This window comes from Thermacetogenium phaeum DSM 12270, assembly GCF_000305935.1.
Lineage (GTDB): Bacteria > Bacillota > DSM-12270 > Thermacetogeniales > Thermacetogeniaceae > Thermacetogenium > Thermacetogenium phaeum.
In genome coordinates, this window is sequence record NC_018870.1 from 998,129 (window position 1) to 1,023,676 (window position 25,548).

Below are 25,548 nucleotides of genomic sequence, written 5' to 3' on the forward strand. Positions count from 1 at the left end.
TCCGGGGTGATTTTTTATGGAAGCAGTTCTGGAGAAGGATTGTTATCGCAATTTCTCGGGTACCGCCTGGCGGGAGCGGATCGATGTGCGGGACTTTATCATGTCCAATGTTACACCATACCACGGAGATTCATCTTTCCTGGAGGGGCCTACACGGCGCACCTGGGAGCTTTGGGAGCGCTGCCGGGAGCTGCTGCAGGAGGAATACAAAAGGGGGGGTGTCTATAAGATCGATCCAGATACCGTCCAGACCATCACGGCCTATGGGCCAGGCTATATAGACAAAGAACTGGAGATCATAGTCGGGTTGCAGACCGACGAGCCTTTAAAGAGGGCGGTCAACCCATTTGGCGGAATCCGCATGGCGGACAATGCCTGCCGCCAGTACGGGGAGGAACTGAACCCGCGACTTAAAGAGATTTTTATGAAGTACCGGGTGACGCACAATGACGGGGTTTATATGGCCTATACGCCGGAAATGCGCCGTCTCCGGCACTTCGGGATCATCACGGGGTTGCCCGATGCCTACGGGCGGGGGAGAATCATTGGCGACTACCGGCGCGTGCCCCTCTACGGCGTCGACCGGTTGATCGCCCAAAAGGAAGCCGACCTTAACACTCCGGAGATGCTGCAGATCGACGGGGAAGAAAAGATCAGACTGAGGGAAGAAGTGAGGCAGCAGATCAATTCTCTTCACGATCTCAAGAGAATGGCGGAGGGCTACGGGTATGACATCGGCCGTCCGGCGACCAATGCCCGGGAAGCCGTGCAGTGGCTGTACTTCGCTTACCTGGGGGCCATCAAGCAGCAGAACGGTGCGGCCATGTCCCTGGGGAGAGTGAGCACATTTCTTGATATCTACTTAGAGCGCGACCTTGCAGAGGGGTCGTTGTGCGAAAGTGAGGCCCAAGAGCTGATCGATGATTTTGTCATCAAGCTCCGTTTAACGAGGCACCTGCGAACGAAGGAGTACGACGAGCTCTTTGCGGGTGATCCCAATTGGATCACCGAATCCATCGGCGGGATGGCCCTGGATGGGAGAACTCTGGTGACCAGGACCTCTTTCCGCTTCTTGCACACCCTGTATAACCTTGGTCCCTTTCCTGAGCCCAATATGACAATTCTCTGGTCGCAGAACCTTCCCCGGGCGTTCAAGGAGTACTGTGCCCGGGTGTCCATCGAGACCTGCAGCCTCCAGTACGAAAATGACGACCTCATGCGCCCCATTTTCGGGGATGACTACGGCATCTCCTGCTGCACGTCGGCTATGCAGTTGGGAAAGCAGATGCAGTTTTTCGGGGCGCGCTCCAACCTGGCCAAATGCCTGCTCCTGACCCTGAACGGCGGGCGGGAGGAATTCAGCGGAGAAAAGATCGCTCCGGAGGTTTATGTGCCGGGCCCCGGCCCTTTAAAATTTGACGAGGTATGGCCGGCCTTTCAAAGGATGGTGGCCTGGCTGGCAGAGAAGTACGTGGCCACCATGAACATCATCCACTATATGCATGACAAGTATGCTTACGAAAGCCTGCAGATGGCCCTGCACGACACCCGGGTAGACCGGCTGATGGCTTTTGGACTGGCCGGCCTCTCCGTTGTGGCCGATTCCTTGAGCGCCATTAAATATGCCCGGGTGGAGCCGGTTTTTGATGAGAAGGGTTTGATTGTGGATTTTCAGATCAGCGGCGACTATCCCAAGTATGGGAACAATGATGACCGGGCTGATGAGATCGCCGTAGAAGTAACAAAGCTCTTCGACACCGAGCTCAAGAAGCATCCGGCCTACAGAGGGGCGCGGCATACACTTTCTCTGCTGACCATTACCAGCAATGTGGTTTACGGGAAGAAAACCGGGACTACCCCGGACGGAAGAAGGGCGGGGGAACCCTTCGCCCCCGGCGCCAATCCCATGCATGGAAGGGATACCAAAGGCGCCCTGGCCGCCCTGGCTTCGGTGGCCAAAATCCCCTACGAGCATGCTCTGGACGGCATTTCCTACACCTTTTCCATTACCCCGGGCGGTCTCGGGCGCGACACGGATAGTCGCATAAAAAACCTGGTAGCCCTGCTCGACGGGTACTTTTTAAGGAAGGGGCATCATATCAATGTTAATGTCTTTGACAGGGAACTCCTGGTCGATGCTATGCATCACCCGGAGAAATACCCCCAGTTGACCATTCGGGTATCCGGATACGCCGTTAATTTTGTGAAGCTGAGCAGAGAGCAGCAGGAAGAGGTTATTAAGCGAACAATTTTCAGCAGGGGATTGACCTAAGGTGACGACCGGCTACGTCCACTCCATTGAAACGCTGGGTACAGTCGACAACGGCGGCATTCGCTTCGTCCTCTTCCTGCAAGGCTGTGCCCTTCACTGTCGGTTCTGCCACAACCCGGACACCTGGCTTCAAAGGGGGCGTCCGGTAACGGTGGAGGAAATAATCGAACAGCTGAAGGACTACAAACCTTTTTTCGATCTCTCCGGTGGGGGGCTGACGGTTTCAGGGGGTGAACCCTTGCTGCAGCCGCACTTTGTGAAGGAGCTGTTCGTCCGGGCGGGGGAGTTGGGGATTCACCGGGCTCTGGACACTTCTGGTTTCTGCCGAAAAGGAAATATTCTCGAAGTTTTGCCCCACACCGACCTTGTCCTCTTTTCCATTAAGGCCGTCAAACCGGAAAAACACCGCTTATTAACTGCTACGGGGAATGAGGAAATTCTGAAAAATCTTCAATTGGCCGTGCAGTTTCCGGTGCAGCTGGTGATCTGTTATGTTCTCATTCCCGGAATCAATGATTCGGCCCGGGATGCGCGTGACCTTTCTAACCTTGTAAAGTCCTTTCCCAGGGATGTTCCCGTCCAGATTCTTCCCTACCACAAAATGGGTGCTGTGAAGTGGAGGGAGCTGGGTCTCTGCGATCCCCTCGCCGCTATCCCACCTGCTGCACCAGAACAGGTCAGCTTCTTTGAGAAGCAGCTCCGCGAAGAAGGCGTCAGTATTTACTGAAATGGAATGATCTGTCTTTCCCCGCTGATTACCCTGTGGTAAAATGTTATTGCTATTGGGTAAACATGCCTTATGTAAGAGCGATTTGCTGCCCCTTCTGGAGAGATGTTGAAGGGGAGAGCTGTCATTTCCTTTTATCCTGTTTTATCCTGCAAAGGAAGTTAGTTTTTGTTGGTTTTACCCATTTCTGTTAGTTCCTTGGAATACGGGCTGAAGAGCCATTTCTTGACAATTAGAAGAACATGTTTATAATGAGAAGGAGGAGGGTAATGAGTGAGGTTTCTTGGGTTTTTTGGGATGAAGGAGTGACTTCGTTGCGGCTGACTCCGCGTCAGAGGGAGTTTTTAAACCGGATCTGCGATCATTTTCTCAAGAATAAGGAGCCTGTTCACTATACTACCGTAGCCAAGTGGATGGGGGTGAGCAAGTGGACGGCTTATGACATGCTCAAGCGTCTGGAACGGAATGGTTATCTTTCCTCCCGCTACTCTGTGAACGAGAAAGGCCTTCCCGGGCGGTCCCTTTTGTTATTTGAGCCGGGGGCAGGGTTGAAAAAGTTGCTGGAGCAGGAGGATGCCTCTCTGCGCCGGGAATGGCAGGCCTGGAAAGGAATGCTGTTTCAGCGCTTTGAGAGGTTGCGGTCGGGCTCGAACGGCGGTGAATGCGGCTCTCTGATCGAGGAACTGTTGGCCATGCTCCCGGAAGCCAAGGGTCCTACGGCCTCCTGTGCCTGTTTGATTGCTCTCTTTGTTGCCTATCTCAAGACCTTCAATGAGCAGAGGATGAAGATGGTGCGGCAGATGGTGGCCATGATCTCCGGCCCCGAGCAGCGCCTTTCCCTCTTTTCGGGGACGGTGGCCGGCATCTTCTCCAGGGAGATGCCCGGTAGTGGTGATGGCGATGCCATTGCCACCAAAGAAGGTTTCCTGGCCGGAATGATCGATAAGTTTCATCAGTACCTGGCCGGAATCGATCTGAAGCAGCACCGTTTGCTGGCAGGTTTTCTTGACGACCTGTTGCAGGCTGTGTCCTGCTGATGGTGGGGATAATTGCCGGGGATTTCGGTTAAACTGAAATAGTAATGCTCGCCGGAGACTTCCAGGAGATGAGAAGTGTTGCCGGGGGGATGTTTTTCAGGTGATATTTTGGTTTTTTGGGTAGAGGGCGAAATTTTGGCTATCCATGTATGGAGGTGAAAAGGAATGTCCGGCAGTGTTGAGACGACGGGGAGCAAACTGAACTTTAGTTTTGCCAAACGCTATATCGGGGAAAGCGTTCTCAGACAGCTGTTGAACTACCTGGAGGGCAACCCGGATACCAACATACCGCGCCTGTTTAGGATTTTGGAAACGATCGCTCCATTTCCCCATTACCGCGAGATGCTCCGCAATGTGCGCAACTATTATGAACAAAACCCCGCTATAAGAACCTATTTTAACAGTATCTTTAATGAGATCGATCGCGAGGTGCGCAATAAGCTGATGTGCAACTTTGTGATCAATACCATGATGTTGTCTGCCTCGCGTCGAAAGCAGGTGGAAAAGGAGGAGGGCATTCATATTCCTTATACCATCCTCATCGATCCTACCAGTGCCTGCAATCTTAAGTGCGCCGGTTGTTGGGCAGGGGAGTATGCCAAGCATGACCAGCTGGAACCTGAACTTCTCGACCGTATCTTGAGCGAGGCCAAAGACTTGGGGATCTATGCAGTTGTGATGTCCGGAGGGGAGCCCTTCGTCTACCCTCATCTCCTGGACATAGCCGAGAAGCACAACGATATGGCCTTCATGATCTATACCAACGGCACCAGAATTGACGACCGGGTAGCGGACCGGCTTCAGTTGCTGGGAAATATCGCTCCGGCCATCAGTCTGGAGGGATGGGAAGAAGCAACAGATAAGCGGCGGGGTAAAGGTGTTTTCAAGAAGATCACTGAGGCAATGGACCGATTGAAAGAAAGAGGGGTTGTATTCGGCGCCTCAATCACCGTAACCAGGCATAATGTTGAAGAGGTTACCAGCGATGAGTTTATCGATTTTCTGGTCGACAAAGGCGTCCGCTTCCTCTGGAGCTTCCACTATATACCAATCGGGCGGCAGCCGGACCTGGATTTGATGATCCTTCCGGAGCAGCGAGCTTATCTGGTTGAGCGCGTGGAGGAGATCAGAAAGAGTAAGCCTATTGCCGTTGCTGACTTTTGGAATGACGGGAGGTTGACGGACGGCTGTATAGCCGGAGGCAAGAGTTATTTCCATATAACGGCACGCGGTGATGTTGAACCCTGTGCCTTTGTGCACTTCGCCGTGGACAATATCAAAGAGAAGAGCCTTAAGGAGGTCCTCAATAACCCTCTGTTTGCTGAGTATCAGAGGCGGCAGCCGTTCTCCGAGAATTTGCTGCGCCCCTGTCCGATCATCGACAACCCCGAAGCTTTAAGGGAGATGGTCGCTAAAAGTGGTGCCCGCCCCACACATCCGGGAGCGGACACGGTGTTATCAGGGGAAATCGGGGACTTTCTCGACAAGCGATCTGCCGCCTGGAAAGAGGTTGCGGACTCGATCTGGGCTGCCCGGAAGCAGAATTAAATAACGTTGCTGCCGGTGACGGTGTGGCTGATACTCTCGTCGCAATTGGGACACTGGAGGAAGTGGAGGCAGAGGTTATCTCCTGTGTAGCCTGCAATATTTTCTCTTTTCTCTTCATAAGGGCCGTAGGGATCGGAGAGGTCGGCCATGCTTCCACAATCCTCCATCAAGGCCCCACAGGAGGGGCAGGTTTCTTCAATGGGGGTGAGGCCATTGCAAACCGGACATCCGGTTGTCAATAGTGTTCACCTCCTTGTTTTTATTATTATTTTATTATTTGGATTATCCTATCTTTTACGCGTTTTATGGGAGAAGAAAAGATGCTGGGTTGGATCTGTGCCTATACACCGGAAGAGATTTTTTCTGCCTTGGGACTGGATTCCTTCCGACTCTACGGCATTGGGCAAGCCGCAGCGGCTTCCTTATCTTACTTTCCGGCGAACTTTTGCCCCTTGGCGAGGGGGTGTTTCTGTGAAGGGGAGGAGATGCTCAGAGACTCTTCTCTGTCGGGAATCGTTCTAACAGCCTCCTGCCATGCCTTGGTGCACCTGGCAAACGGCTTTAAAGATAACGCCTGCCGGCAAAAGAGGAGGTTGTTTGTCTATCTGCTCGACCTGCCCCGGACTTGCGGCTTCCGCAACAGGGCTGCCCGGGTGTCTTTTTCTTTATCCCTGCGCGATCTCGTCCGGGAATTGAGCTCTTTTTATGGCGTCACTTGGGATGAAGGGAAATTCTGGAATGCCGTGGAGGAACACCGGCAGGTGCGCTCTCTCCTGCGCCGGATTTACCTCTTCCAGCAGGAGCGCCCTGAGAGCCTTCGGGCAGCGGGTTTGCTGGAAGCAGTGCGCGCCGCCGGGAGAAGCAAAAAAAGCGATTTTTATCCTGTTCTCCGGAGTGTAGTTGAGGGGTTGCTGGGCGGAGAGGTCCCTGCTCCCGGTTCTCGGGCGGAGAAGCTGCTGTCGGGGATGCGAAGGCGGGGCTCTACAGGAGGGCCGCGCCTTCTAGTGCTGGGGAATTCTATTCCTTCAGTTTATCTAGATCTGTTTGAAGAAATGGGGGCTGACATTGTCGGGGATGATCTCTGTCAGGGATACCGGTACTGTCTTCCGGAGATCGCCGAAGAAGCGGACCCCTTTGCTGCCCTTGCCCGCGGCTATTTAGAGCGCGTTCCCTGCCCGCGCATGCTGTCCGCCGGGGAATACAAGGAGCAGCTGCGGAAGCGGCTAGAGTCCTGTCGACCGGATGGGGTCGTCTACCACGCTCTGAAGTTCTGCGACAGTTACCTGTATCAGTTTCCGTTAATCCGTCAGTTCCTGGCAGATGAAGGGCTGCCGGTGCTCTATCTGGAAACCGAATACCGGGGGGTGGGATTGGAACAGGCCAGAACGCGGGTTCAGGCCTTCCTGGAGATGGTGGGGTAAAGCCCTGTTGGGCTAACCTCCGGCATTTTGTTGTGAATCACGAGAACGGTGGTGTTGACCTTGGACTGGAAGTCGGTTATTCGTGACCTCTTGAGGGACCGCCAGCGATGGGGGAAGGTGCTTTCTTCGCCTTTTTCCTATCGCCTTTTAGGCGGTGTTCTAAAAATGGGGAGGAAAAGCTTTTCCTGGCAGTCCACCTATTTGCTGGGGCGCTTCGCCCTTCAGGCGACGGAAAATGCCTATTCCCGCAAGGTGCCTGTTGTTTGGACGAGCGCTTTCTTTCCGGTAGAGATCGCCTGGAGCCTGGGGCTTTGCCCTTTTTCACCGGAGATCGCCGCTGCCTTTATCGCTGCTCTGGGTTTTGGGGCGGAGATGCTGAGTGCAGGTGAAGAAGCAGGTTACAGCAGGGATATCTGCTCTTTCCACCGCTGTATTGCCGGTGCCGCCCATAGTGATTGCCTGCCCCGCCCGGTGGCGCTGCTGGCGAGCACTCATCTGTGTGATGGGGCGCCGCTGCTCTTTCAGAATATGGCCGAATACTACGGAGCCCCTTTTTATACCCTCGACGTTCCTTATCATCCCCTGCCGGAGGCGGAGGCTTACGTGGCGGGGCAACTTGAGGAGATATGGCGCTCTTTGGCAGAACTGGCCGGACAAAAGCCCGATTATGCGCGGCTTGCAGAGGCCATCCGCTTTAGCAACGCCTTCAGGGAGAATATGGAGGCTGTGGAAAGGATGCGGCAGCAGGTGCCGGCACCCATCTCGGGGAATATCATGCTGGGCTTTATCTACCTTTTCTTCCTCGGACAGGGGAGCAGGGAAGCGGAGGAGATCAGCGCCTGCCTGAGGAGGGAGGTGGCGGCAAAGATAGGGGAGAATCATCCCACGGATCAAAGGGAGAGGTTCCGTATTCTCTGGCTCCATCTGAAGCCTTACTACAGCGGGGAGTTGATGGATTTCGTGGAAAAGGAGATGGGGGCCATTTTGGCTTGCGAAGAGATGAGCCATGTCTACTGGCCGCCCCTGGATCCAGAGCAGCCCTTTCTCAGTCTGGCCCGGAAGGTGATGGCTAACTTCGATTACAAACCGTTGGATTACAGGATTAGGACCGTCAAAGACCTCGCCCGTAAGTTTCGGGTGGATGGTGTTGTTCATTTTTCTCATCATGGCTGCCGTCAGAGCACGGGAGGATCGATGCTCCTGAAGGCCGCCCTTCAGGAGGCTGGAGTTCCGGTTCTTCTGCTGGAGGGGGACTGCCTTGATGGTAGGGCGGAGACTGGTGCTGGAATGCTGACACGGCTCCAGGCCTTTTTTGAGGTGCTGGAGGAGAGAAGGAGGCTGGGTGCATAAATATGATTACCGCCGGGATTGACGTAGGGTCGTTGACAACAGATGCTGTCCTGCTGGAGGGAGAAGAGGTATTGGCTTACAGTATAGTCAATACCGGTTCTCAGACACAGGTGGCCGTGGAGCACGCCTACAAAGAGGCACTGGCGAAAGCAGGCCTGGATGCAAGGGATGTAGCCTATGTGGTGGCTACCGGTTATGGGAGAATGAGTGTTCCGTTCGCCGATGGGCAGGTAACGGAGATAACCTGCCACGGCAGGGGTTCCGCCTTCCTGGCGCCGGAGGTCCGTACGGTCATCGATATCGGCGGCCAGGACAGCAAGGTGATCAAACTGGACGGACAGGGTAGCGTTGTTGACTTTCTTATGAACGACAAGTGCGCTGCAGGCACCGGCCGTTTCCTGGAAGTGATGGCCGAACGGCTGGGGCTTCCCATAGAGGATCTGGCGGCTGAGGATGAAAAAGCATCCGGGGCGGCGGCGATCAGCAGTATGTGTACGGTCTTTGCCGAATCGGAGGTGGTTTCTTTGATCGCACAGGGTGTTTCCCGTTCGGAGATCGTGCGGGGTCTGCACAGGGCTATTGCCGACCGCATCGGGGCGATGGCCAACCGGCTGGGTTTGGCTCCCCGGGTGATGATGACAGGAGGGGTCGCTAAGAATCCGGGGGTTGTCCAGGCGCTTACGGAAAGGCTGGGAATGGAGGTTGTCGTTCCTCCTGAGCCCCAGATTGTGGGGGCTTTAGGGGCAGCGCTGATTGCCCGAATGAAGGTGGAAAAACGAGGATTATGAATTATGTATACTCTTGCTCGACCTGTTGACATTTGGTCCGGCTTAATTCATAACAAAAAACATGATCAGAGAAGGGAAAAATAAGGAAATAATATGCTGTTTTAAAAAAGTGTTTACCAGGCGGTAAGACGTAAAGTCAGTCCTCAATAGGGAATTTCCCCCTTTTGAGGGCGTTTTAATTTATGGTCTTCCCCGGCAAGAGCCCTTAAAGAAAATGTGCTGCGATATGAGAGAACAGGGGGTTGCCGATGAGTTTATTATCGGGCCCGAGTTTGAGTTTTATGTATTCAGCCATATTGCCTATGAGAATTTGCCTCAGCGCGCCTTTTTCGAAATCGATTCCCATCAGGCCAACTGGAATATGGGGGATAACTCAGGGCAGAACCTGGGTTATAAAACCCCACATCACGGCGGTTATCACGTGACGGCGCCCTGGGATATAACACGGGATCTCAGAAATGAGATGTGTCTGTGCCTTGAAAAGCTGGGCGTTCCCGTAAAGTATCACCACCACGAAGTGGGCGCTGCCGGTCAGTTAGAAATCGAGATTGAATTCGGGCCCATGCAAAAGCCCCGCGTGGGGCTTAATTTTTACCAATTGCCGTTATTAACAAACATTGACCGAAAAAAGCAGGAATTTACAATAATATGTCGAATATGCTTTCGATAGGATTGTTGTCTCATTTTCGGCGGGGCGGGCTTAATGGAGGGTGAGGATGACGGCAGGAGAGTTTTCTCTGCCGTAAGTTTACAGGGGGTCGAGGAACTATCTTTGGGGGGAGATAGGGGTGCGATTGCGGCTACGGTGGAAGTTGCTGGTGCTTCTCTCAGGATCGCTCCTGGTGTTTTCGGCTGTAATGGGGTTTTACTGTGTCTTGACCATGTACGGAAAGGTGACTGCAGCTTCTCATGAAAAATTAAAGAGCGATCTGGCTTTGGGAGAGGCCTACCTGGATCTCCTATATCCGGGTTCGTGGGAGATCAGGGATGGGAAGCTTTATAAAGGAGATACTCTGATGAACGGCAACAATCAGGCAGTTGATAAAATAGGTGAATTGACTGGGGATACGGTGACCATTTTTCAGGGCAACACTCGAGTTGCCACGAATGTCTTCAAAGACGGCGAACGGGCAATAGGGACTACCGTTGCTCCGGAAGTGGAGAAGACGGTACTGGATGAGGGGAGAACGTACATTGGAAAAGCAGATGTGGTGGGAACCCTCAACCATACGGCATATCAGCCCATTCGGGATAGCAAGGGTCAGGTCATCGGGATCTGGTATGTTGGAGTACCCGATACCCCCTACAGGGCGATGGCAGTGGATTTTGCATTAAAACTGGGCGGCTTTGCCCTTCTGGGTTTAGTGGGAATGTCGCTCATATCCTGGTTTTTGGCGGGTTACATCTGCAGGCCGCTCCATCAGCTCGCAGATGTCATGAATGAGGCTCAGAACGGGGATTTTACCGTCCGGGCTGCGATCCGGACGCGGGATGAATTCGAAGAAACAGGTGAGAAGTTCAATCAGATGATGGAGTTGCTGGGACAGCTGCTGACTAAGGTCGTGGAGTTGGTGAAGAGCGTTTTCGTTTCTACAGAACAGCTCAGTATCGGGACGGGTGAAGCTGTTAAGGTGACGGAACAGATCGCTGCTGCTATTGAGCAGGTGGCGAGCGGCACCGATAATCAGGCCAAGAGCATTGAAGAGACCTCAAACCGCCTGGCGGGTATGATTGCCCGCGTTCAAAAGGTGAATCAGTGTGTTACTGCCGTTGCCGCTGCTTCGGAAAGGGCGGACCGGGCGACGGAAGATGGCAACAGAGCGATTACTCAAACTGTGGAGCAGATGCAGGCGATCAGCAGTGCAGTAAGCATTTCTGCGGGAACCGTCAGAAGTCTCGGGGAGAGATCACAGGAAATCGGCCAGATTGTAACTGTGATCACGGAGATTGCTGATCAAACCAACCTTTTGGCTTTAAATGCTGCTATTGAAGCTGCCAGAGCCGGTGAGCAGGGGAGAGGATTCGCCGTTGTGGCGGAAGAGGTTCGCAAACTGGCAGAGCAATCGGCGGAGGCCGCAGAGAAGATCTCCCTTCTGATCGGAGAAATTCAGGAGGAGACTGAGAAAGCCGTTCAGGCAATGGAACAGGGCACCGTTGAAGTGCAGCAGGGAATTGATGTTGTGCGGCAGGCCGGCCTTTCTTTTAAGGAGATCGGAGATGCTATCGAGAGCGTGGCAGCGCGAGCCCGAGAAGTGGCGGCAGAGATGCAGGAGATGACCTTTGCTGCCAATCAGGCGGCTTCTGCTGTGGAGAATATCGCTTCTATAGCTCAGGAAACGGCTGCCAGCTCGGAAGAGGTTGCAGCAGGTACAGAGGAACAGAATGCTAATATGCAGGAACTTGCTACAGCCGCTTCTTCTCTGCGCGATATAGCTTGGGAATTGAAAAAACTAACCGAACGCTTCAAGATTGAAAAGTCCTCAGATGGGGATGGCGATCTGGGGAAGGATAACAAAGCGGCGCCCGAAGAAGGTGGGCCCCTTTCTTTGGAGGGAGAGCGGCAGCGGAAGGAAGAAGGCTCGGAATCGTCTGATGCAGAGTAGGAGTAATTGACGCCTCCCTAGGCATCTATGCTCTTCAAGTAAATTTAAGGGGAGGCTTGAGCCTCCCCTTGACTCTTAGAAGACCTTGACATCGTGGGCGCCGGACTGACGCAAGATATTGGCTGCCTCATCCAGGCGTGGACCGCTCCCTTGAACGCTGAGCAGTATTTTTCCTTGCCGGACATCTTCTTCGTAATGCTTTCCTTCTTCTTCGGGAATTCCCCAGTCGAGGAGTCCACCCGCCAGGCCTCCTGTGGCTGCGCCTGAGAGCAGCCCGGCAATGGGGCCGAGGGCAACTAGGGGACCGATTCCCGGAATGACCAGTGCTCCAGCTCCAGCGGCCAGACCGGCAATGCCTCCGAGAACGCCTCCGGTTGTAATTCCTTCAACAGCCGTATCATCCCCACCCATGCGGAGTTCGCCTTCTTCTTGTCTTTCTGCTTTCTCCTCTTTGGCTACGATGGAGATGTCCTTATGGAAGCCCTGATCTCGCAATCTTGAAGCTGCCTGCTCTGCCTGTTCCCTGGTATCGAAGACGCCGAGAACGACAGATCCCATTCTTCCCACCTCCGTCTTAAAAATGTTTTGTTTTTATGAAACCCTTATTATTATGCAGGGGGATGGTGAAATTTATTCGGGGGACTTCGAAGGGGGAATAGAAATCACGACGATGGGGGAGAATAACGGTCAAGGAGGTGACAGCGATGCCGGAAATAAAATGCAATGTTACCGAATGTGTCTATAATAAGAATATTAAATGCGGTGCTCCTATGATTCAGGTTGACCGTAACGGCACGAGTGATGCCGATTCCTCCGATCAGACAAAGTGTGAGACCTTTAAGCGCAGTTAACGATTTATTTAGGGCGCGACCTAAAGGCGCGCCCTATATTTTCCGCTCTACTGCGCCTTTCCCTCAGCAGACCTTGTGAAACCTTCCCCTTTCGAGTAAGATCGAGATTGGCCGATTTTATTCCCGTAGACCACCATGCCGCCATCGGCGGCACCAACAGAGGAACGAAAAAAGGGTTTATCCTTGTCGGCGCAGCGACCTGACGGAGGTTGTTACTCGCCCTTGACGAAGGAGCATAGCGAGCAGCCGAATCGAGATAGGATGTCGAGATAGGCGACTCTGCGCCAGGGAAGGCGCATAGGAGCCGGTCGGCTGCTTATCTATCGACGAGTGTTAGGGCGAGTTAAACCGGATTCCGGGAGCAAGCGCAAGGATAAACCGAAACGTATTTTCATGGCAGTCTTTTGGAAAACTGGCATTTGTTGAGCCGGAAGTGGAATTGCCGGTCGAATTGGTGAGCAGGAAGGGGAGGTTTCATTTGGTTCCGGTTGTTTTTATCGTCGGTAATTCCAACACGGGCAAAACCCTGTTGATAGAGCGGCTGGTGGGTGTCCTCAAGAAGTCGAATTACCGGATCGCAGTTATTAAACATGCTCCCCACGGATATGAGCCGGACGTCCAGGGAAAGGACACCTGGCGCTACTGCCGGGCAGGGGTGGATGAGGTCGTTGTGGTGGGGCCGGAGTCACTTACCCATCACAGTTTTTACCGGCAGGAACCTGCTTTACCGGATATCATTAAGAGGATAGAGAATGATGTCGATCTGGTAATTGTCGAAGGCTTTAAAAAACAAGCGGGCCCTAAAATCGAGGTGCTGAGAAAGGGCTATACCACTCAGAGGCTGAATCTGGGAAGTGACCTGATTGCAGTTGTCAGCGACTGCCCTTCTGAAGAAAAGATACCAACTTTTACCCCGGATGAAGTGGAGAGGCTGGCGGATTTCCTGGTCAGGCGCTTTTCTCTCAAGTGAATTGAAACCTGTCGCCTCTCCTCTTAAATTACTTTCCGGAGCAAAGTCTTCTTAGACACTGAGATCGTTAATAACAAGCCCTGTCGGGAGTTTTGGGTAAAAGTAAGTGGACTTTTGCGGCATTTTCTCTCCTGCCAGGGCTACTTCGACGATCTGTTCTATCCTGGTAGGGTTGAGCAAGAAGGCGAGTTGCGCTTTATTTTCGTCAACGGCTCTCAGGGCTTTAGCTTCATCTCTGGTATAGGAGATGAATTCCTGTCGGGAAATCTGGTCGCTGCTCATTTCTAACAGCTTCTGGAAGATCAGGGTCTGAAGGACTGCCGCGTCCAGGCTGCACCAGGTGCGGGATTTGTCGGGGTGCAGGGCCTGGACACTGTCTGTGTCGCGCACTGTCAGCAAATAAGCGGCAGGCTCTGGGGTTGCCATGACAAAGGAGATCCTGCCTTCTTGCCGCCGTTCTTTTAAGACATCCATTAGGGATGACCGCGGTATTTGTTCGACCGCAAAATCGGCCGTGAGTTGTCTTTTGAGTTGTGACAGATCGAAGTCGGGCAGGTCGTGAACGACTCTGTGGGTTGGAAGAATGACCATACCGGGGTCGCAGGCATTAACAAGGTACATGAGGATGTAATCGCTGCCGGGGTACTTTCCCTTTGTTATGCGTTTAAATTCCAGGGCCGTTTCATAGCGGTGATGACCGTCGGCAATGTAGAGGGATTCAGAGGCCAATTTATCCGTTATTTTTCTGTGCAGAGCGGTATCTGTCAGCACCCAGAGGCGGTGTTTTTCTCCATTTTCATCTGTTAACACCTGATCGGGTGCTATTGTTTCTTTGACCTGGGTGAATTCCCGATCCAGTTTCCGGTCGGGGTCGACGTAAAAAGCGAAAACCGAGCTGAAGTTGGCGATGCAGGCCGTCATCAGGGATAGCCGGTCGGCTTTTGGCTTAACCAGGGTTTCTTCGTGGGGCAGGATTTTGCCGTTTTGATATTCTTCCAGTCGTACCCGTGAGAAGAAGCCGGTTCTGCGATAAACGGTGCTTCCTACCGTAAACTCCTGCTCTAAGAGATAAATCGACTCCACTTTTTCCCGGAGCAAGACGCCGTTTTGCAGCCATTGCCGGAAATCCTTAGCAGCCCTGGTATACCTGTTATTTGTTTCCGTATCGGTGGGGAAGCTGTATCCGAGCTCCAGACGGATGATGTTATAAGGGCTTTTCTCATAGTATTTTTTCTGGGCAGCGCTGTCGATGACATCGTAAGGTGGCGTGACTACCGCTGCCAGGTCTTTAATAATTTGCGGATTGTAGCGAACTCCCCGAAATGGGATGACAGTTGCCATTTTCTCACCCCTCGTCTGTTGTTCTTTCATTTTATCTTTTTTACACCCGGGATACAAGGAGTCTGTATTGATTCCGGCGGGGCGAAGATTGCAACTTTGGGCTTTTCGTGTTTTAATTTTTTATGTGGGTTGTCCGTGGTGAACTCTAATAATAACGAATGCCGGTGAATAGTTTTATGTACGTAGACTATCACACTCATCCTCTGGGCCATGGAGGAGGGCGCTACACCGAAGAGGAGCTTTCTTCATTTTTATCAAGTGCCAGGGCCCAAAGGATTTGCGAGATCGGTTTTTCCGATCATGAGGAGTTTCTTACAGGTGTGGATGAGACAAGCATTGCTGCAGTGAGGCGACGCTTCCCTTCCCTTAAAGTGAGACTCGGTTTGGAGATCAGCTACCGACCTGGCAGAGAAAGGGAGATCGCGGAGATTGCTGCAAGGCACAGGTTTGATTACCTGATAGGATCTGTTCACGATCTGGATGCCTGGATGTTCGATCATCCCGCGTATGAGATGGTTTACCGCGTCTGGGATGCCGATGAATTATATCGAAAATATTTCTTAGTGTTGGAAAAGCTGGCTATGTCCGGGCTCTTCGATATAGTAGGACATCTGGATGTGATTAAGGTCTTCGGCTATCGGCCGGCAGGGAGGATCGCCGATTATGCTGAACGAGCGATCAGAGCAGTCCAGAAGGCGAACCTGACGGTAGAAGTCAACACTGCAGGACTGCGCAAACCATGTTCCGAGATCTATCCTTCCCGGGAGTTGCTGGAGAGGTGTTATGAATTGGATATTCCGGTAACCGTCGGTTCTGATGCCCATACCGCCGGTGATGTGGGGAGAGATTTCGCTAAGGCTTATGAGCTTTTATTCCGTGTCGGCTACCGCAAGATAGCGGTTTTTTCACAAAGGGTGCGAAGTCTTATTTCAATTTAGCTGTGGAGTGATGCGATTGGCTTTCCTCTTGCTCATATTAAGCCTCGGCATGATTCTTTTTGCGGCGAAGATCTTTACCAACGGCGTGGAATGGCTTGGAGTGCGCCTGAAGCTGACCGAAGGGGCCGTCGGCAGTATTCTGGCTGCAGTTGGGACGGCGATGCCGGAGTCCCTTATTCCCTTGATCGCCTTTCTTTTCGGAAAAGGATTGGAACAGCAGCATATCGGCATGGGGGCGATCATCGGGGCACCTTTCATGTTGAGCACCCTGGCCTTTTTTATCAGCGGTCTTGTGGTGGTTCTGGAAGCCCGCCAGCGCCTTGATTTTCCATTTCTCATCGTTGACGAGCGGGTGGTCAGGCGGGATCTGGCTTTCTTTTTTGTGGGATACAGCCTGGGTATCGGTGCGGCCTTTATCAACAACGAACTGCTCGAGAATCTGATCGCCGTTTTTCTGCTCGCCTGGTATTGTTTTTATGTCTGGCTGACGCTGAGGATAGGCCATACGACGGGCCATGACTCCGAGCTCCACCCTTTGTATTTCAGCTCTTCCAGAAGAAATCCCCGTTTGCTGCTGATTATCATCCAGGTATTGTTCGCTTTGCTGGTGCTGATCGCAGGTGCCGATCTTTTTGTGGATAATGTCGAGGTAATAGCTAAGATGATCGGGATCCCTTCCTTTATCTTGTCGCTGATCATCGCTCCTATAGCAACAGAGCTACCGGAGAAGTTCAACAGCATCATCTGGCTCACACAGAAGAAAGATACCCTGGCAATCGGGAATATCACCGGAGCCATGGTTTTTCAAAGTGTGGTTCTGCCGAGCATCGGGATCCTCTTTACAGACTGGCATTTCGTTTTCGGTGCTCTGGTTCCTGTGCTCTTGACCTATGTCTCCGCCGGACTGGTCTTTCTTTCCCTGGCGACGCTGAAAAAGCTCAATGCCTATGCCCTCCTGGCCGGTGGATTGTTTTATGTCATCTTTCTGTTATTTACTATAGTTTAAAGTTTAAAGGTGTTGTTTATGGAGTTGACTCTCATTTTTTTAACGTCTTTTCTTATCGCCATGTCCGGTGCCATGATGCCGGGTCCAATGCTGGCAGTAACCGTTAAAGAAAGCTTGCAGGAAGGATGGCCTGCCGGAGTGTTTATCTCTATAGGACACGGTCTTACTGAGGTTCTCCTGATCGGGCTTTTCGTTCTCGGCTTGGGCAGAGTACTTCAGGCACAGTGGATCAGCGCCGTGGTGGGTGTTGCCGGGGGATTGGTTTTGTTACTGATGGGAGTTGATATGATTGCCGGGGCATTGAAGGAAAAGCAGGATCTTGCTCTGACGGGAGAAGGGGTGTCTGGTACTGGTGGCGGATGCCATCAACAAAGTGCCTTCTGGCGCATTCTGGGTGCGGGTATTGTCGTCAGTATGGCCAATCCCACCTGGATAATCTGGTGGTTGACCATCGGTATGCTCTATGTGACTCAGGCTTTGAAATTCGGATGGGTTGGAATTGGTTTGTTCTATTCCGGCCATTTTCTGGCGGATTTTGCCTGGTACGTTCTGGTAGCCGTTCTCATCGCCACAGGAAAGAAGTTTTTGAGCGTTCCCGTTTACAGGTGGATCATGGCTGTCTGCGGTCTTCTTGTGGTTGTCCTGGCCTTACTCTTTACTTTTCAGGGTTTTCAGGCGGCGGTGCAATTGTTTTAAAAGGAGATTAAAAGGGAGATTGCGAAGGGAGGTATTTTAAATGAATGTTTATGATCATGCCCACAGCTTGGCTCGCGCTCTAAAGCAGTCGGAAGAATATCGTAACTTGTTGGAGGCGAGAAAAAAGCTGGAGTCCGATCCTAAAAATAAAGAGATGCTCTTGGATTTCAGACGGTGCCAGTGGGAGATGGAGAAAGCACGCGCTCTGAAAGAGGAAGTTGATGAGTTAACAAAGCGCCGTTTTCAGCAGCTGGCCGAACTGGTGGGTGCCAACTCCACAGTGCAGGATTACCTTGCCGCCGAATACCGCTTCGGCCGGGTGATGATGGATATCCAAAAGATCCTGGCGGATGCCCTTTCCGAATGGTTTCAGGGAAATGAGGAGATCTTCCGGAAGGAAGAGGAATAGGGGGGCGTTTCTTGGACAGGGCGCACATTCACCTGGATGAATTCGCGCATCTCCAGTCATTTTTTCACCGCTTCGACCCTCGGGCCAAGATTATCAGTTGTCTGTTCTTGCTCGTTGTGGCCGTTTCTTTGAAGACTCCGACGGGTTTGGGGTTTACTCTTTGTGGGATCTTTTTGCTCACCTTTTTGGCCCGGCTTCCTGCTGGACGAATTCTCATGAGACTCGGATTTGTTATACCGATCGTCGTTGTTTTATGCCTTTTTCTCCCCTTTGCCCGGCCGGGCATCCCTTTATTTTCGCTAAACGCGGGAAGTATTACTCTGAACTATACCCTCCAGGGACTGCAGGCAAGCGGGCTCTTTTTCCTGCGACTTCTTTGTGCGGCGCTGATCATTATCCTGGTAACCTTTACTACTCCATTCCATATACTGCTGCGCTCCCTGATCGACCTGAAAGTACCGGCGATCTTTATCCAGCTCATTCAGTTTACGCTGCGCTATTTTTTTGTGCTTTACGATGAAGTCATTCGCATGAGCAGGGCGCGGCGCTCCAGGAATTTTCGGCCTGGTAAAAATTTTTGGAACAGGCAGACATTCAGCACTCTCGGTGGATTGATGGGGGTTCTTTTTATCCGCTCCTATGATCGGGGGGAAAGGATTTATTACGCCATGCTGGCGCGCGGGTATCGAGGAGAGGTCAGGGTGCTGGATGACCTGCAAGTTTCTTCGAAAGATTTCGCTATCGGTACGGCACTTGTCGTTTACGGGATTGTGAGTTTGATTATTGATCGGGGATGGTGGGGATGGCTGCATTATTAGAAATTGAGGATTTATCATTTTATTATCATGATGGGACACCTGCTTTAAAGGGGGTTTCCCTGAGCATCGGGGAAGGAGAAAAGGTGGCCATCCTCGGCCCCAACGGTGCCGGCAAATCGACACTGCTTTTCCATCTGAACGGGATATTCCTTGCCCAGCAGGGTACGGTACGGGTGGCGGGTGAAGTGGTAACCCGGGACAACGAACACCGGGTACGGGAGAAGGTGGGGCTTGTGTTCCAGGACCCCGATGACCAGGTTTTTTCCCCCACAGTATGGGATGATGTGGCCTTCGGCCCCCTCAATCTAGGTCTGGAGCGTCAGGAAATAGAAAGGCGGGTTGAGGAAGCCCTCCACGCCGTAGGAATGTGGGAATACCGCTCCCGCGCTCCACATCACCTCAGCTATGGTCAGAAGAAGCGCGTGGCCATAGCGGGAGTGCTGGCGATGGACCCGGATGTGGTTGTTCTGGATGAACCGACGGCCTTCCTCGATCCGGCGGGGCAGAGAGCTCTATTGAAGATCCTGGAGGGGCTGCATGGGGAGGGGAAGACTGTCATTATTGCCACCCATGATGTGGACATGGCTGCGGAATGGGCAACCTCAATCATCCTGTTGAAGGAGGGGCGGGTACTGGCACAGGGGGACACCTGCCTCCTGGTTAACGAGGAGCTGGTTCAGGCGGCGGGATTGCGGTTTCCTCTGGTAAGTCAGGTTTTTCAGGACTTCATAACAGGCAACAAACAGTTGCTTCCTCGCACTGTTGCCGAAGGAAAAAAGGTGCTCCGGAAATTGACCGGGATATAAAATGTTGTTATAATCTCTCTAGTTTTGCTCAGCGTGTAATTTCGGGGGAGGCGCTCTTGCCCACGGGCCTTATTCGACTATCCACCTCTGATTATCCGACGTTCGTTGGTGTTTAAGGGTGCCCGGGGCAAGCGCAGGAGAGGAACCGGAATTCAGGGAGAGAGGGGAGAAGTGATAGAGATGCTGCCGACGCCGAAGAGTTATACACTAGTAGCAGCAGCAGCGGAAGGAGAAAAAGAACTTACAGCCTTTGACCGGGCACTTCTCCTGGCAGGAATCGGAAATGTTAACCTCGTCAGGGTGAGCAGCATCCTGCCGCCGGGTGCCGAGTACAGGGAAAAGTTGAACATTCCCCCCGGGTCTCTGGTCCCGATTGCCTATGGAAGTCTTTCCAGCACCGAACCGGGTGCCCTTATTGCGGCTGCCGTTGCTGTAGGGGTTGGGCCTGACGCCGGGAGTTTCGGGGTGATCATGGAATTTTCCGGGTTCTGCAGCCAGGAGGAAGCCGAGCGTGAAGTGAGGGAAATGGTGATCGAGGCTTTTCGCTACCGGGAAATGCCTTTAAAGGAGATCAAGGTTGTCGGCGTCGAACACCGTGTTGTCCGCTGCGGGTGTGTTTTTGCAGCTGTGCCGCTCTGGTATTGAACCAGCCTGATTGATTTATAAACTCAAAATTCTAACGCATTAATAGCGCAAGGAGAAAAAGGCAGATGGAACTCTGGTTCACTGAGAAGCAGACACCGGCTTTGGGAATTACCTGCAAAGTACTGCAAACCCTCCACCGGGAGAAAACTCCTTTTCAGGAAATAGCGGTTCTGGATACCGAGCAGTATGGGCGCATGCTAGTCCTGAACGGGATGGTTCAGTTGACCATCGGTGATGAATTCATCTATCATGAGATGCTGGCCCATGTCCCCTTGCACAGCCACCCCGCTCCGCGCCATGTCTTGATCGTCGGCGGGGGTGACGGAGGCACTGCCCGGGAGGTGCTGCGCCATCCTCAGGTGGAAAAGGTTACCCTCGTGGAAATCGACCGGCGGGTTGTGGATGTCAGCAGGCACTTTCTGCCGGAGGTTTCCTGTTCCTTTGACGACCAGAGGATGGAGGTGCTTTTTGAAGACGGAGTAACTTATCTTTTGGGCCGACAGGCGGAGTATGATATAATACTCGTCGATGCGCCGGAGCCTATCGGGCAGGCGGCGCGGCTTTTTAGCCGGGAGTTCTATGAGGGGGTTTTACGAGCCCTACGCCCGGATGGGATCTTCGCCGCGCAGACCGAATCCCCCTTTGTCAACTCCGATTTGATCGCTCGGGTCTATCGGGAGGTGAGGGGTATCTTCCCGATGGCGAGACTTTACCTGGCGCCTGTCCCCACTTATCCAAGCGGGCTTTGGAGTTTTACTATCGGCTCCAAGCATTACGACCCGGAACTGCCTCTCCGGGAAAGTGGTCTTGAGGGGTCGCTGCGCTACTACAATGCGGGTGTCCATAAGGCGGCCTTTCAACTGCCGAATTTTGTGCGCAAACTCCTCGACGGGGAGGTACGGCCGGGTGATGTTAAATGAGCTCTGTGTGCGGGAATGGCAATATCTGGCCGCCAAGGGTTCCTATAAAGAGGCCCGGCTGGTCCTGGCGGGATTGCCTCTGGAGCTCACGGTAAGCTTTCGCCCGGGAACGCGGGAAGGGCCCCAGGCAATAAGAGCGGCCTCCCAGGGGCTGGAAGAGTACAGCCCCTATTTGCGGGAAGATTTAAACGACCACTTAATCTTTGATTGCGGGGATCTGGCCCTGCCTTTCGGGAATCTCCAGGTAGCTTTTCAGAGGATTGAGGCCCTCTGCAGGGTGCTGCTGGCCGATGCAAAAATACCGGTATTTCTCGGGGGGGAACACCTGATCACCTTTCCGGTAGTCAAAACGCTGGCGGAGGCATATAGCGGCCTCAAGGTTCTGCATTTCGATGCCCATGCCGATCTGTGCGACGACTACCTGGGGGAAAAGTACTCCCACGCCACTGTGATCAGGAGGGTCTGTGAGATCGTCGGAGCAGGCAATGTATACCAGTTCGGGATCAGATCGGGGACGAAAGAAGAGTTTGAATATGGCAGATCCTGCACCGTTTTTTATCCCTTTGAGATCTTACCCGGTCTGGAATCCTGCTTACAGTCCTTAGAGGGGCACCCTGTTTATGTGACGGTTGATATCGACGTCATTGACCCCGCTTACGCTCCGGGGACGGGAACGCCGGAGCCCGGTGGAGTGACGCCTCAAGAACTTTTTCGTGTTTTTGAGCTTTTAGAGGGCTGCCGTATCGTCGGTTGCGATTTTGTGGAACTTGCTCCCGTCTACGATCGGAGCGGGATTACCTCGCTCCTCGCCGCCAAACTGGTGAGGGAAGCTCTGCTGGCTTTTTCCCGGGGGGTTGAGGGGCGGAATTCGCCGACCGGGGACAGAAAAGGCGGCAAATCTGTTGATTGATTATGTTCAAATTGATATTGACGTACCTGGAATGGGATGTTATAATAAGCTTGCCTTGAAGATTGATGAACGGTGGCGGGGGCGATTAGCTCAGCTGGTAAGAGCGCCTGCCTTACAAGCAGGAGGTCGGCAGTTCGAGCCTGTCATCGCCCACCAGGAAGATGATATTTGATGATAAATTGATTAATGTGGAACTGTGGTGTAGCTGGTCTAACACACCGGCCTGTCAAGCCGGAGATCGCGGGTTCGAGTCCCGTCAGTTCCGCCAACCATATCCGGCTCGGTAGCTCAGTTGGTAGAGCAGCGGACTGAAAATCCGCGTGTCGGCGGTTCGATTCCGCCCTGAGCCACCAGATTAGCGGAAGTAGCTCAGCGGTAGAGCATCGCCTTGCCAAGGCGAGGGCCGCGGGTTCAAATCCCGTCTTCCGCTCCAGAAAAGTCAGGCTCCGCAGACAAGTGCGGAGCCTTTTATCTTTGAATGGCTGCCGTGAGAATACGTCCTGTATCCTGTCGTTGCTCCCGGACTTCAGTTTGGCTCGCCCTAAGCTTGTCGCAGACTTTAGCCGACCGGCTCTTGTGATGGCATCCCTGCCGCAGAGTCGCCTGCATGCGAAACATGAACAGCGCCTGTTTGCCTGACTTGGCGAGCCTTTCATGACGGCAGACCCACTCGATCAGGGAGTGCATGAAATGTGTTGATTTCTAAAGGACATCTTCGCCGCAAGCTCTACTGTTATCTGCTGGATCAAGGGACAAAAACGCTCTTCCCCCTTGATCCCAAAAACCTCATCAGAGGATAACGGTACTCGTAACCATTGAGACTCTGCTTCCGATACCCCCGCCGCCTGTAACGAATCTCTACACCAAAAATGGTTGTCAGACTTCGTTCCCGACTCCCTACCGACGCAAAATCAGGTGTTGTCTCGAGCAGCATTTTGTTATATAATAGTAAGTGCCAAAGCGAGGGCAAGTGGCGAAGTGGTAACGCAGCGGACTGCAAATCCGCCATGCACCGGTTCAAATCCGGTCTTGCCCTCCATTTTTATGCCGGGGTGGCGGAATTGGCAGACGCACGGGACTTAAAATCCCGGGAGCCTCGCGGCTCGTGAGGGTTCGATTCCCTCCCTCGGCACCATTTTTTGGCGCGACCGCCGTTGTAGGCAGGTATGGCAATGGAGAAGCCCTCTTCCCTGTCGTCAGGGGAGGGTTTTTTAATTTACTTAAGGAAGAAGAATGCTTACCTTTTTGCATCTAAGTTTAGGTAAGTATGCCGGCAGGGAAAATTGCTGGCTGAAGATAATACTAAGTTCAATACCTCTGAACCGGATTTTACTGGTGACGGGTTATTTTCAGTTCTTTGCTGGTTTGATCGCCTAAGGCATTGTTGAGAGAGGAGTTCCCATGGGGTGCATCAAGTTAGGAACGGGATCCTATAAGGAAAGGCTGACGAAAAGTCTCGACTATTGCCTTTCCCACTTTGATGTTTTGGAGTTGCAGGATTTTATTATGCCTGATAACCTTGAGAATCCCGCGTTGATCAAAGAATATAGAGTGATGCTGGCGGGTTTCGAGGGAGAAATAACCCTTCACGGTCCCTATCTAAACCTGGCGCCTACCAGTATTGATAAGCTGGTCAAAGGAGTAGCCGAACGGCGGTACCTCCAGGGTGTTGAAGCGGCGCAAAAGATCGGGGCGCAGCACCTGGTAGTTCATTCCTTCTACGATACCACAACGGGGTATCAGGGGTACGATCGGATGTGGCTGGATGATAATGTTAAATTCTGGACGGCTTTTTTGGATAAAATAAGGGGGAGCGGTGTGACCATTCTCCTGGAAAACGTTTACGACCGGAATCCGGAGACCTTTGCGGAGCTAATAGCAATTATCAATTCTCCGCACTTTCGCTCCTGCATCGATCTCGGCCATGCCAACTGCTTGTCGGATTATCATCCCTGCCGATGGATAGAGAGGGTCGGAGGGTATTATTTACATATCAGCGATAATAACGGAAGAAATGACGGCCATCTGGGGATCGGCTGTGGGAACATCGATTACCTGAGGATTTCCAGAGAGCTGGCGTCTTACCCTGAGCTATACCTGATCAGTGAAGTCAACGATGAGTTTGAGAAACAATTCCAGGGCTTGCAGTGGCTCAAAAAGATGATTACTGACGGGGAGTTCGCTGCTCATCACCTGACCACTTGAAAGAGTAGGATTCGTTCTTAGGGTTTGTGGGGGAAGGTGCTATCCTTTGCTGCACTTGGTTTTATTGCAAGGGATTATCACCGGATAATCGGAGACCAGGAGCAGAGTTCGCTGTGAGTGGGAGGCGACAAAAGAGATGCCTGCTAGCAGGGTGTGTGTGATCGGTGGCGGCCCTGCAGGCCTTGCTGCGGCATTGGAGGGCGCCAGGCTGGGATTGGATGTGGACTTATTCGAGCGGAACCGGATCGGGGAGAACATCAGGTGCGCGGAGGGTTTCTACGACTCACTGCAAATTTTGGGTAAGCCACCAGCCGGTATGCGCTTTAAGGTGGATGAGTCAATACTCAAGGTAAACAGGGAATACAGGGTGGATTGCCGGAAAATCGCCCTCTGGATGATCGACCGGGGGGAGTGGCAGCGCCACCTTGCCGGGCAGGCGAGGAAGGCGGGGGTCAGAGTCGTTGAGAACACCAGGATTACGGCAGATGATCTGGAGGAGCTGCAGAAAAGTTACGATTGGGTGATCGATGCCGGCGGCGTCCCGTCGGTTACCTCGATCAGGTACGGGTTTCGGGATTACTACAGGCGTTATGGTGCGGTAACTGCGCAGTGTGTGATCAAAGGGGACTTCTCCCGCCTGGGGAAGCGCTTAAAGTTCGTCCTCTTGCCCTATTATGAGGGATATTTCTGGGTTTTTCCTAAGAACGGTGAAATTGCCAACGTCGGTGTGGGTTCGTTTCTTCCCGAGGGTGAAGGTGTCGGGTGGGGAAAGGCTCTTTGGCAAAGACTCGATCGTTTTATAGCCCAGGAGGGAATAAAGGGGACGATTTTGAGGAAGCATGGGGGGATTATTCCCATCCGTGTCCTCGAGAAACTCACCTACCGGAACATCCTTCTGGTAGGTGATGCCGCAGGTTGCGCCTCACCCTTGCATGGTGGAGGAATTGACGCAGCGCTGATCACCGGACGACTGGCGGCGCGATGGATAGCCGCCGGTTGCAGAGGTGACTTCTCCGGTGAGATCAGGCGCCTTCTGCAGCCGAAATGGGAAGTGGAAAGGCGCCTTTGTAAGATCTGGAGAGGTCTTGACCGGAAGGCCCTAGATGATCTGGCCGGTTTGATTGCCGGAGAGTACAGTCGGGTTGGATTCCGTGGAATGCTGCGCCGGCTTCCGCTGTTGTTGCGGAATTTCGGCACCTGCCGGCGGTTTTTATCCGGTTTAACGAGGGGCCAGTGGTGATCTCTGATTCTTCTGATTCGAGAAGACCGGCGCGCCTCTCAAGATCC

The 25,548-nt window shown here is 52.9% G+C and carries 25 protein-coding genes and 6 tRNA genes; 28 read left to right on the plus strand and 3 right to left on the minus strand.

The features are described 5' to 3' along the window. The first annotated feature begins 16 nt into the window (after nucleotides 1–16). The 4 genes from pflB (at nucleotide 17) to TPH_RS04820 (ending at nucleotide 5,584) form a co-directional block, all read left to right on the plus strand. The gene (pflB, locus tag TPH_RS04805) at nucleotides 17–2,272 is read left to right on the plus strand and encodes a formate C-acetyltransferase (protein ID WP_015050070.1); all 2,256 of its coding nucleotides are present in this window, start codon (nucleotides 17–19) and stop codon (nucleotides 2,270–2,272) included. Nucleotide 2,273: 1 nt separating this feature from the next. Beyond that, on the plus strand, nucleotides 2,274–2,999 hold the full coding sequence (gene pflA / locus TPH_RS04810; RefSeq protein WP_015050071.1) for a pyruvate formate-lyase-activating protein: 726 nt from the start codon (nucleotides 2,274–2,276) through the stop codon (nucleotides 2,997–2,999). Between the two features lie 269 nt (nucleotides 3,000–3,268). Further along, nucleotides 3,269–4,036 (plus strand): iron-dependent repressor, encoded by a 768-nt coding sequence (locus TPH_RS04815; RefSeq protein WP_015050072.1) that lies wholly within the window; start codon nucleotides 3,269–3,271, stop codon nucleotides 4,034–4,036. A gap of 165 nt (nucleotides 4,037–4,201) precedes the next feature. Beyond that, the gene (locus tag TPH_RS04820; RefSeq protein WP_015050073.1) at nucleotides 4,202–5,584 is read left to right on the plus strand and encodes a radical SAM protein; all 1,383 of its coding nucleotides are present in this window, start codon (nucleotides 4,202–4,204) and stop codon (nucleotides 5,582–5,584) included. Here TPH_RS04820 and TPH_RS04825 read toward each other — a convergent pair. After that, nucleotides 5,581–5,823 carry a hypothetical protein gene (locus tag TPH_RS04825; RefSeq protein WP_015050074.1) on the minus strand — a complete coding sequence of 81 codons (243 nt, stop codon included), beginning with the start codon at nucleotides 5,821–5,823 and terminating at the stop codon, nucleotides 5,581–5,583. The genes TPH_RS04820 and TPH_RS04825 overlap by 4 nt on opposite strands. 81 nt (nucleotides 5,824–5,904) lie before the next feature. Between TPH_RS04825 and TPH_RS04830 the strand changes: the two genes are divergently transcribed. The 5 genes from TPH_RS04830 (at nucleotide 5,905) to TPH_RS04850 (ending at nucleotide 11,746) form a co-directional block, all read left to right on the plus strand. After that, a complete protein-coding gene (locus TPH_RS04830; protein WP_015050075.1) occupies nucleotides 5,905–7,005 on the plus strand; it encodes a 2-hydroxyacyl-CoA dehydratase subunit D in 1,101 nt (366 codons plus the stop codon). Nucleotides 7,006–7,065: 60 nt separating this feature from the next. Beyond that, nucleotides 7,066–8,355, plus strand: a complete 1,290-nt coding sequence (locus TPH_RS04835; RefSeq protein WP_148275847.1) for a 2-hydroxyacyl-CoA dehydratase subunit D — start codon at nucleotides 7,066–7,068, stop codon at nucleotides 8,353–8,355. 2 nt (nucleotides 8,356–8,357) lie between these two features. Next, entirely contained in the window at nucleotides 8,358–9,143 is a 786-nt protein-coding gene (locus TPH_RS04840; protein WP_015050077.1) for an acyl-CoA dehydratase activase, read from the plus strand. Nucleotides 9,144–9,321: 178 nt separating this feature from the next. Further along, nucleotides 9,322–9,813 carry a glutamine synthetase family protein gene (locus TPH_RS04845; RefSeq protein WP_269077494.1) on the plus strand — a complete coding sequence of 164 codons (492 nt, stop codon included), beginning with the start codon at nucleotides 9,322–9,324 and terminating at the stop codon, nucleotides 9,811–9,813. 118 nt (nucleotides 9,814–9,931) lie between these two features. Then, complete coding sequence (locus TPH_RS04850) at nucleotides 9,932–11,746, plus strand: methyl-accepting chemotaxis protein (protein ID WP_015050079.1); 1,815 nt, start codon at nucleotides 9,932–9,934, stop codon at nucleotides 11,744–11,746. 75 nt (nucleotides 11,747–11,821) lie between these two features. On the opposite strand, the gene TPH_RS04855 is transcribed toward TPH_RS04850, so the two are convergent. Continuing rightward, complete coding sequence (locus tag TPH_RS04855; protein WP_015050080.1) at nucleotides 11,822–12,304, minus strand: general stress protein; 483 nt, start codon at nucleotides 12,302–12,304, stop codon at nucleotides 11,822–11,824. Nucleotides 12,305–12,450: 146 nt separating this feature from the next. On the opposite strand from TPH_RS04855, the gene TPH_RS16180 reads away from it, so the two are divergent. Together TPH_RS16180 and mobB are read left to right on the plus strand one after the other, a co-directional pair. Continuing rightward, entirely contained in the window at nucleotides 12,451–12,597 is a 147-nt protein-coding gene (locus tag TPH_RS16180) for a DUF1540 domain-containing protein (RefSeq protein ID WP_015050081.1), read from the plus strand. 439 nt (nucleotides 12,598–13,036) lie between these two features. Continuing rightward, nucleotides 13,037–13,567 carry a molybdopterin-guanine dinucleotide biosynthesis protein B gene (gene mobB / locus TPH_RS04860; RefSeq protein WP_158502657.1) on the plus strand — a complete coding sequence of 177 codons (531 nt, stop codon included), beginning with the start codon at nucleotides 13,037–13,039 and terminating at the stop codon, nucleotides 13,565–13,567. A gap of 51 nt (nucleotides 13,568–13,618) precedes the next feature. Here mobB and TPH_RS04865 read toward each other — a convergent pair whose 3' ends face one another. Then, nucleotides 13,619–14,908, minus strand: a complete 1,290-nt coding sequence (locus TPH_RS04865) for a DUF1015 domain-containing protein (protein WP_015050083.1) — start codon at nucleotides 14,906–14,908, stop codon at nucleotides 13,619–13,621. Between the two features lie 176 nt (nucleotides 14,909–15,084). Between TPH_RS04865 and TPH_RS04870 the strand changes: the two genes are divergently transcribed. From TPH_RS04870 to TPH_RS15915, 17 genes are all read left to right on the plus strand, one after another. After that, the gene (locus TPH_RS04870) at nucleotides 15,085–15,846 is read left to right on the plus strand and encodes a histidinol-phosphatase HisJ family protein (RefSeq protein ID WP_028991066.1); all 762 of its coding nucleotides are present in this window, start codon (nucleotides 15,085–15,087) and stop codon (nucleotides 15,844–15,846) included. 10 nt (nucleotides 15,847–15,856) lie between these two features. Next, nucleotides 15,857–16,852: a sodium:calcium antiporter gene (locus TPH_RS04875; protein WP_028991065.1), complete on the plus strand. Its 996-nt coding sequence runs from the start codon at nucleotides 15,857–15,859 to the stop codon at nucleotides 16,850–16,852. 18 nt (nucleotides 16,853–16,870) lie between these two features. Continuing rightward, nucleotides 16,871–17,548, plus strand: a complete 678-nt coding sequence (locus tag TPH_RS04880; RefSeq protein ID WP_015050086.1) for a LysE family transporter — start codon at nucleotides 16,871–16,873, stop codon at nucleotides 17,546–17,548. Nucleotides 17,549–17,588: 40 nt separating this feature from the next. After that, complete coding sequence (locus TPH_RS04885; protein WP_015050087.1) at nucleotides 17,589–17,957, plus strand: YlbF family regulator; 369 nt, start codon at nucleotides 17,589–17,591, stop codon at nucleotides 17,955–17,957. An 11-nt stretch (nucleotides 17,958–17,968) separates the two neighbouring features. Further along, nucleotides 17,969–18,775: a cobalt ECF transporter T component CbiQ gene (gene cbiQ / locus TPH_RS04890; protein ID WP_015050088.1), complete on the plus strand. Its 807-nt coding sequence runs from the start codon at nucleotides 17,969–17,971 to the stop codon at nucleotides 18,773–18,775. Further along, entirely contained in the window at nucleotides 18,760–19,581 is an 822-nt protein-coding gene (locus TPH_RS04895; protein WP_015050089.1) for an ATP-binding cassette domain-containing protein, read from the plus strand. The genes cbiQ and TPH_RS04895 overlap by 16 nt, the downstream gene beginning before the upstream one ends. Nucleotides 19,582–19,761: 180 nt before the next feature. Continuing rightward, nucleotides 19,762–20,226, plus strand: coding sequence for a pyruvoyl-dependent arginine decarboxylase (locus tag TPH_RS04900; RefSeq protein ID WP_015050090.1), 465 nt, complete (start codon nucleotides 19,762–19,764; stop codon nucleotides 20,224–20,226). A gap of 65 nt (nucleotides 20,227–20,291) precedes the next feature. Next, entirely contained in the window at nucleotides 20,292–21,146 is an 855-nt protein-coding gene (gene speE / locus TPH_RS04905) for a polyamine aminopropyltransferase (RefSeq protein ID WP_015050091.1), read from the plus strand. After that, complete coding sequence (speB, locus tag TPH_RS04910) at nucleotides 21,136–22,056, plus strand: agmatinase (RefSeq protein ID WP_015050092.1); 921 nt, start codon at nucleotides 21,136–21,138, stop codon at nucleotides 22,054–22,056. Before speE ends, speB begins: the two co-directional genes overlap by 11 nt. A 79-nt stretch (nucleotides 22,057–22,135) precedes the next feature. Further along, nucleotides 22,136–22,212 (plus strand) — tRNA-Val (locus TPH_RS04915). A 34-nt stretch (nucleotides 22,213–22,246) separates the two neighbouring features. Next, nucleotides 22,247–22,324 (plus strand) — tRNA-Asp (locus TPH_RS04920). Between the two features lie 9 nt (nucleotides 22,325–22,333). After that, nucleotides 22,334–22,409 (plus strand) — tRNA-Phe (locus TPH_RS04925). A gap of 5 nt (nucleotides 22,410–22,414) precedes the next feature. Next, nucleotides 22,415–22,489: transfer RNA gene (locus tag TPH_RS04930), tRNA-Gly, on the plus strand. Nucleotides 22,490–23,020: 531 nt separating this feature from the next. Then, nucleotides 23,021–23,095: transfer RNA gene (locus TPH_RS04935), tRNA-Cys, on the plus strand. 7 nt (nucleotides 23,096–23,102) lie between these two features. Further along, a tRNA-Leu gene (locus TPH_RS04940) sits at nucleotides 23,103–23,191 on the plus strand. 266 nt (nucleotides 23,192–23,457) lie between these two features. Next, nucleotides 23,458–24,261: a sugar phosphate isomerase/epimerase family protein gene (locus tag TPH_RS04945; protein WP_015050094.1), complete on the plus strand. Its 804-nt coding sequence runs from the start codon at nucleotides 23,458–23,460 to the stop codon at nucleotides 24,259–24,261. Between the two features lie 136 nt (nucleotides 24,262–24,397). Further along, a complete protein-coding gene (locus TPH_RS15915) occupies nucleotides 24,398–25,501 on the plus strand; it encodes an FAD-dependent oxidoreductase (protein WP_015050095.1) in 1,104 nt (367 codons plus the stop codon). Nucleotides 25,502–25,548 lie beyond the last annotated feature (47 nt).

Bases quoted from the DNA above. Each gene is read 5' to 3' on its own strand.
- pflB (WP_015050070.1), top strand. From the start codon at position 17: ATGGAAGCAGTTCTGGAGAAGGATTGTTATCGCAATTTCTCGGGTACC.
- TPH_RS04815 (WP_015050072.1), top strand. From the start codon at position 3,269: ATGAGTGAGGTTTCTTGGGTTTTTTGGGATGAAGGAGTGACTTCGTTG.
- TPH_RS04820 (WP_015050073.1), top strand. From the start codon at position 4,202: ATGTCCGGCAGTGTTGAGACGACGGGGAGCAAACTGAACTTTAGTTTT.
- TPH_RS04830 (WP_015050075.1), top strand. From the start codon at position 5,905: ATGCTGGGTTGGATCTGTGCCTATACACCGGAAGAGATTTTTTCTGCC.
- TPH_RS04840 (WP_015050077.1), top strand. From the start codon at position 8,358: ATGATTACCGCCGGGATTGACGTAGGGTCGTTGACAACAGATGCTGTC.
- TPH_RS04855 (WP_015050080.1), bottom strand. From the start codon at position 12,304: ATGGGATCTGTCGTTCTCGGCGTCTTCGATACCAGGGAACAGGCAGAG.
- TPH_RS16180 (WP_015050081.1), top strand. From the start codon at position 12,451: ATGCCGGAAATAAAATGCAATGTTACCGAATGTGTCTATAATAAGAAT.
- TPH_RS04865 (WP_015050083.1), bottom strand. From the start codon at position 14,908: ATGGCAACTGTCATCCCATTTCGGGGAGTTCGCTACAATCCGCAAATT.
- TPH_RS04870 (WP_028991066.1), top strand. From the start codon at position 15,085: ATGTACGTAGACTATCACACTCATCCTCTGGGCCATGGAGGAGGGCGC.
- TPH_RS04875 (WP_028991065.1), top strand. From the start codon at position 15,857: ATGCGATTGGCTTTCCTCTTGCTCATATTAAGCCTCGGCATGATTCTT.
- TPH_RS04880 (WP_015050086.1), top strand. From the start codon at position 16,871: ATGGAGTTGACTCTCATTTTTTTAACGTCTTTTCTTATCGCCATGTCC.
- TPH_RS04885 (WP_015050087.1), top strand. From the start codon at position 17,589: ATGAATGTTTATGATCATGCCCACAGCTTGGCTCGCGCTCTAAAGCAG.
- TPH_RS04895 (WP_015050089.1), top strand. From the start codon at position 18,760: ATGGCTGCATTATTAGAAATTGAGGATTTATCATTTTATTATCATGAT.
- TPH_RS04900 (WP_015050090.1), top strand. From the start codon at position 19,762: ATGCTGCCGACGCCGAAGAGTTATACACTAGTAGCAGCAGCAGCGGAA.
- speE (WP_015050091.1), top strand. From the start codon at position 20,292: ATGGAACTCTGGTTCACTGAGAAGCAGACACCGGCTTTGGGAATTACC.
- speB (WP_015050092.1), top strand. From the start codon at position 21,136: ATGTTAAATGAGCTCTGTGTGCGGGAATGGCAATATCTGGCCGCCAAG.
- TPH_RS04945 (WP_015050094.1), top strand. From the start codon at position 23,458: ATGGGGTGCATCAAGTTAGGAACGGGATCCTATAAGGAAAGGCTGACG.
- TPH_RS15915 (WP_015050095.1), top strand. From the start codon at position 24,398: ATGCCTGCTAGCAGGGTGTGTGTGATCGGTGGCGGCCCTGCAGGCCTT.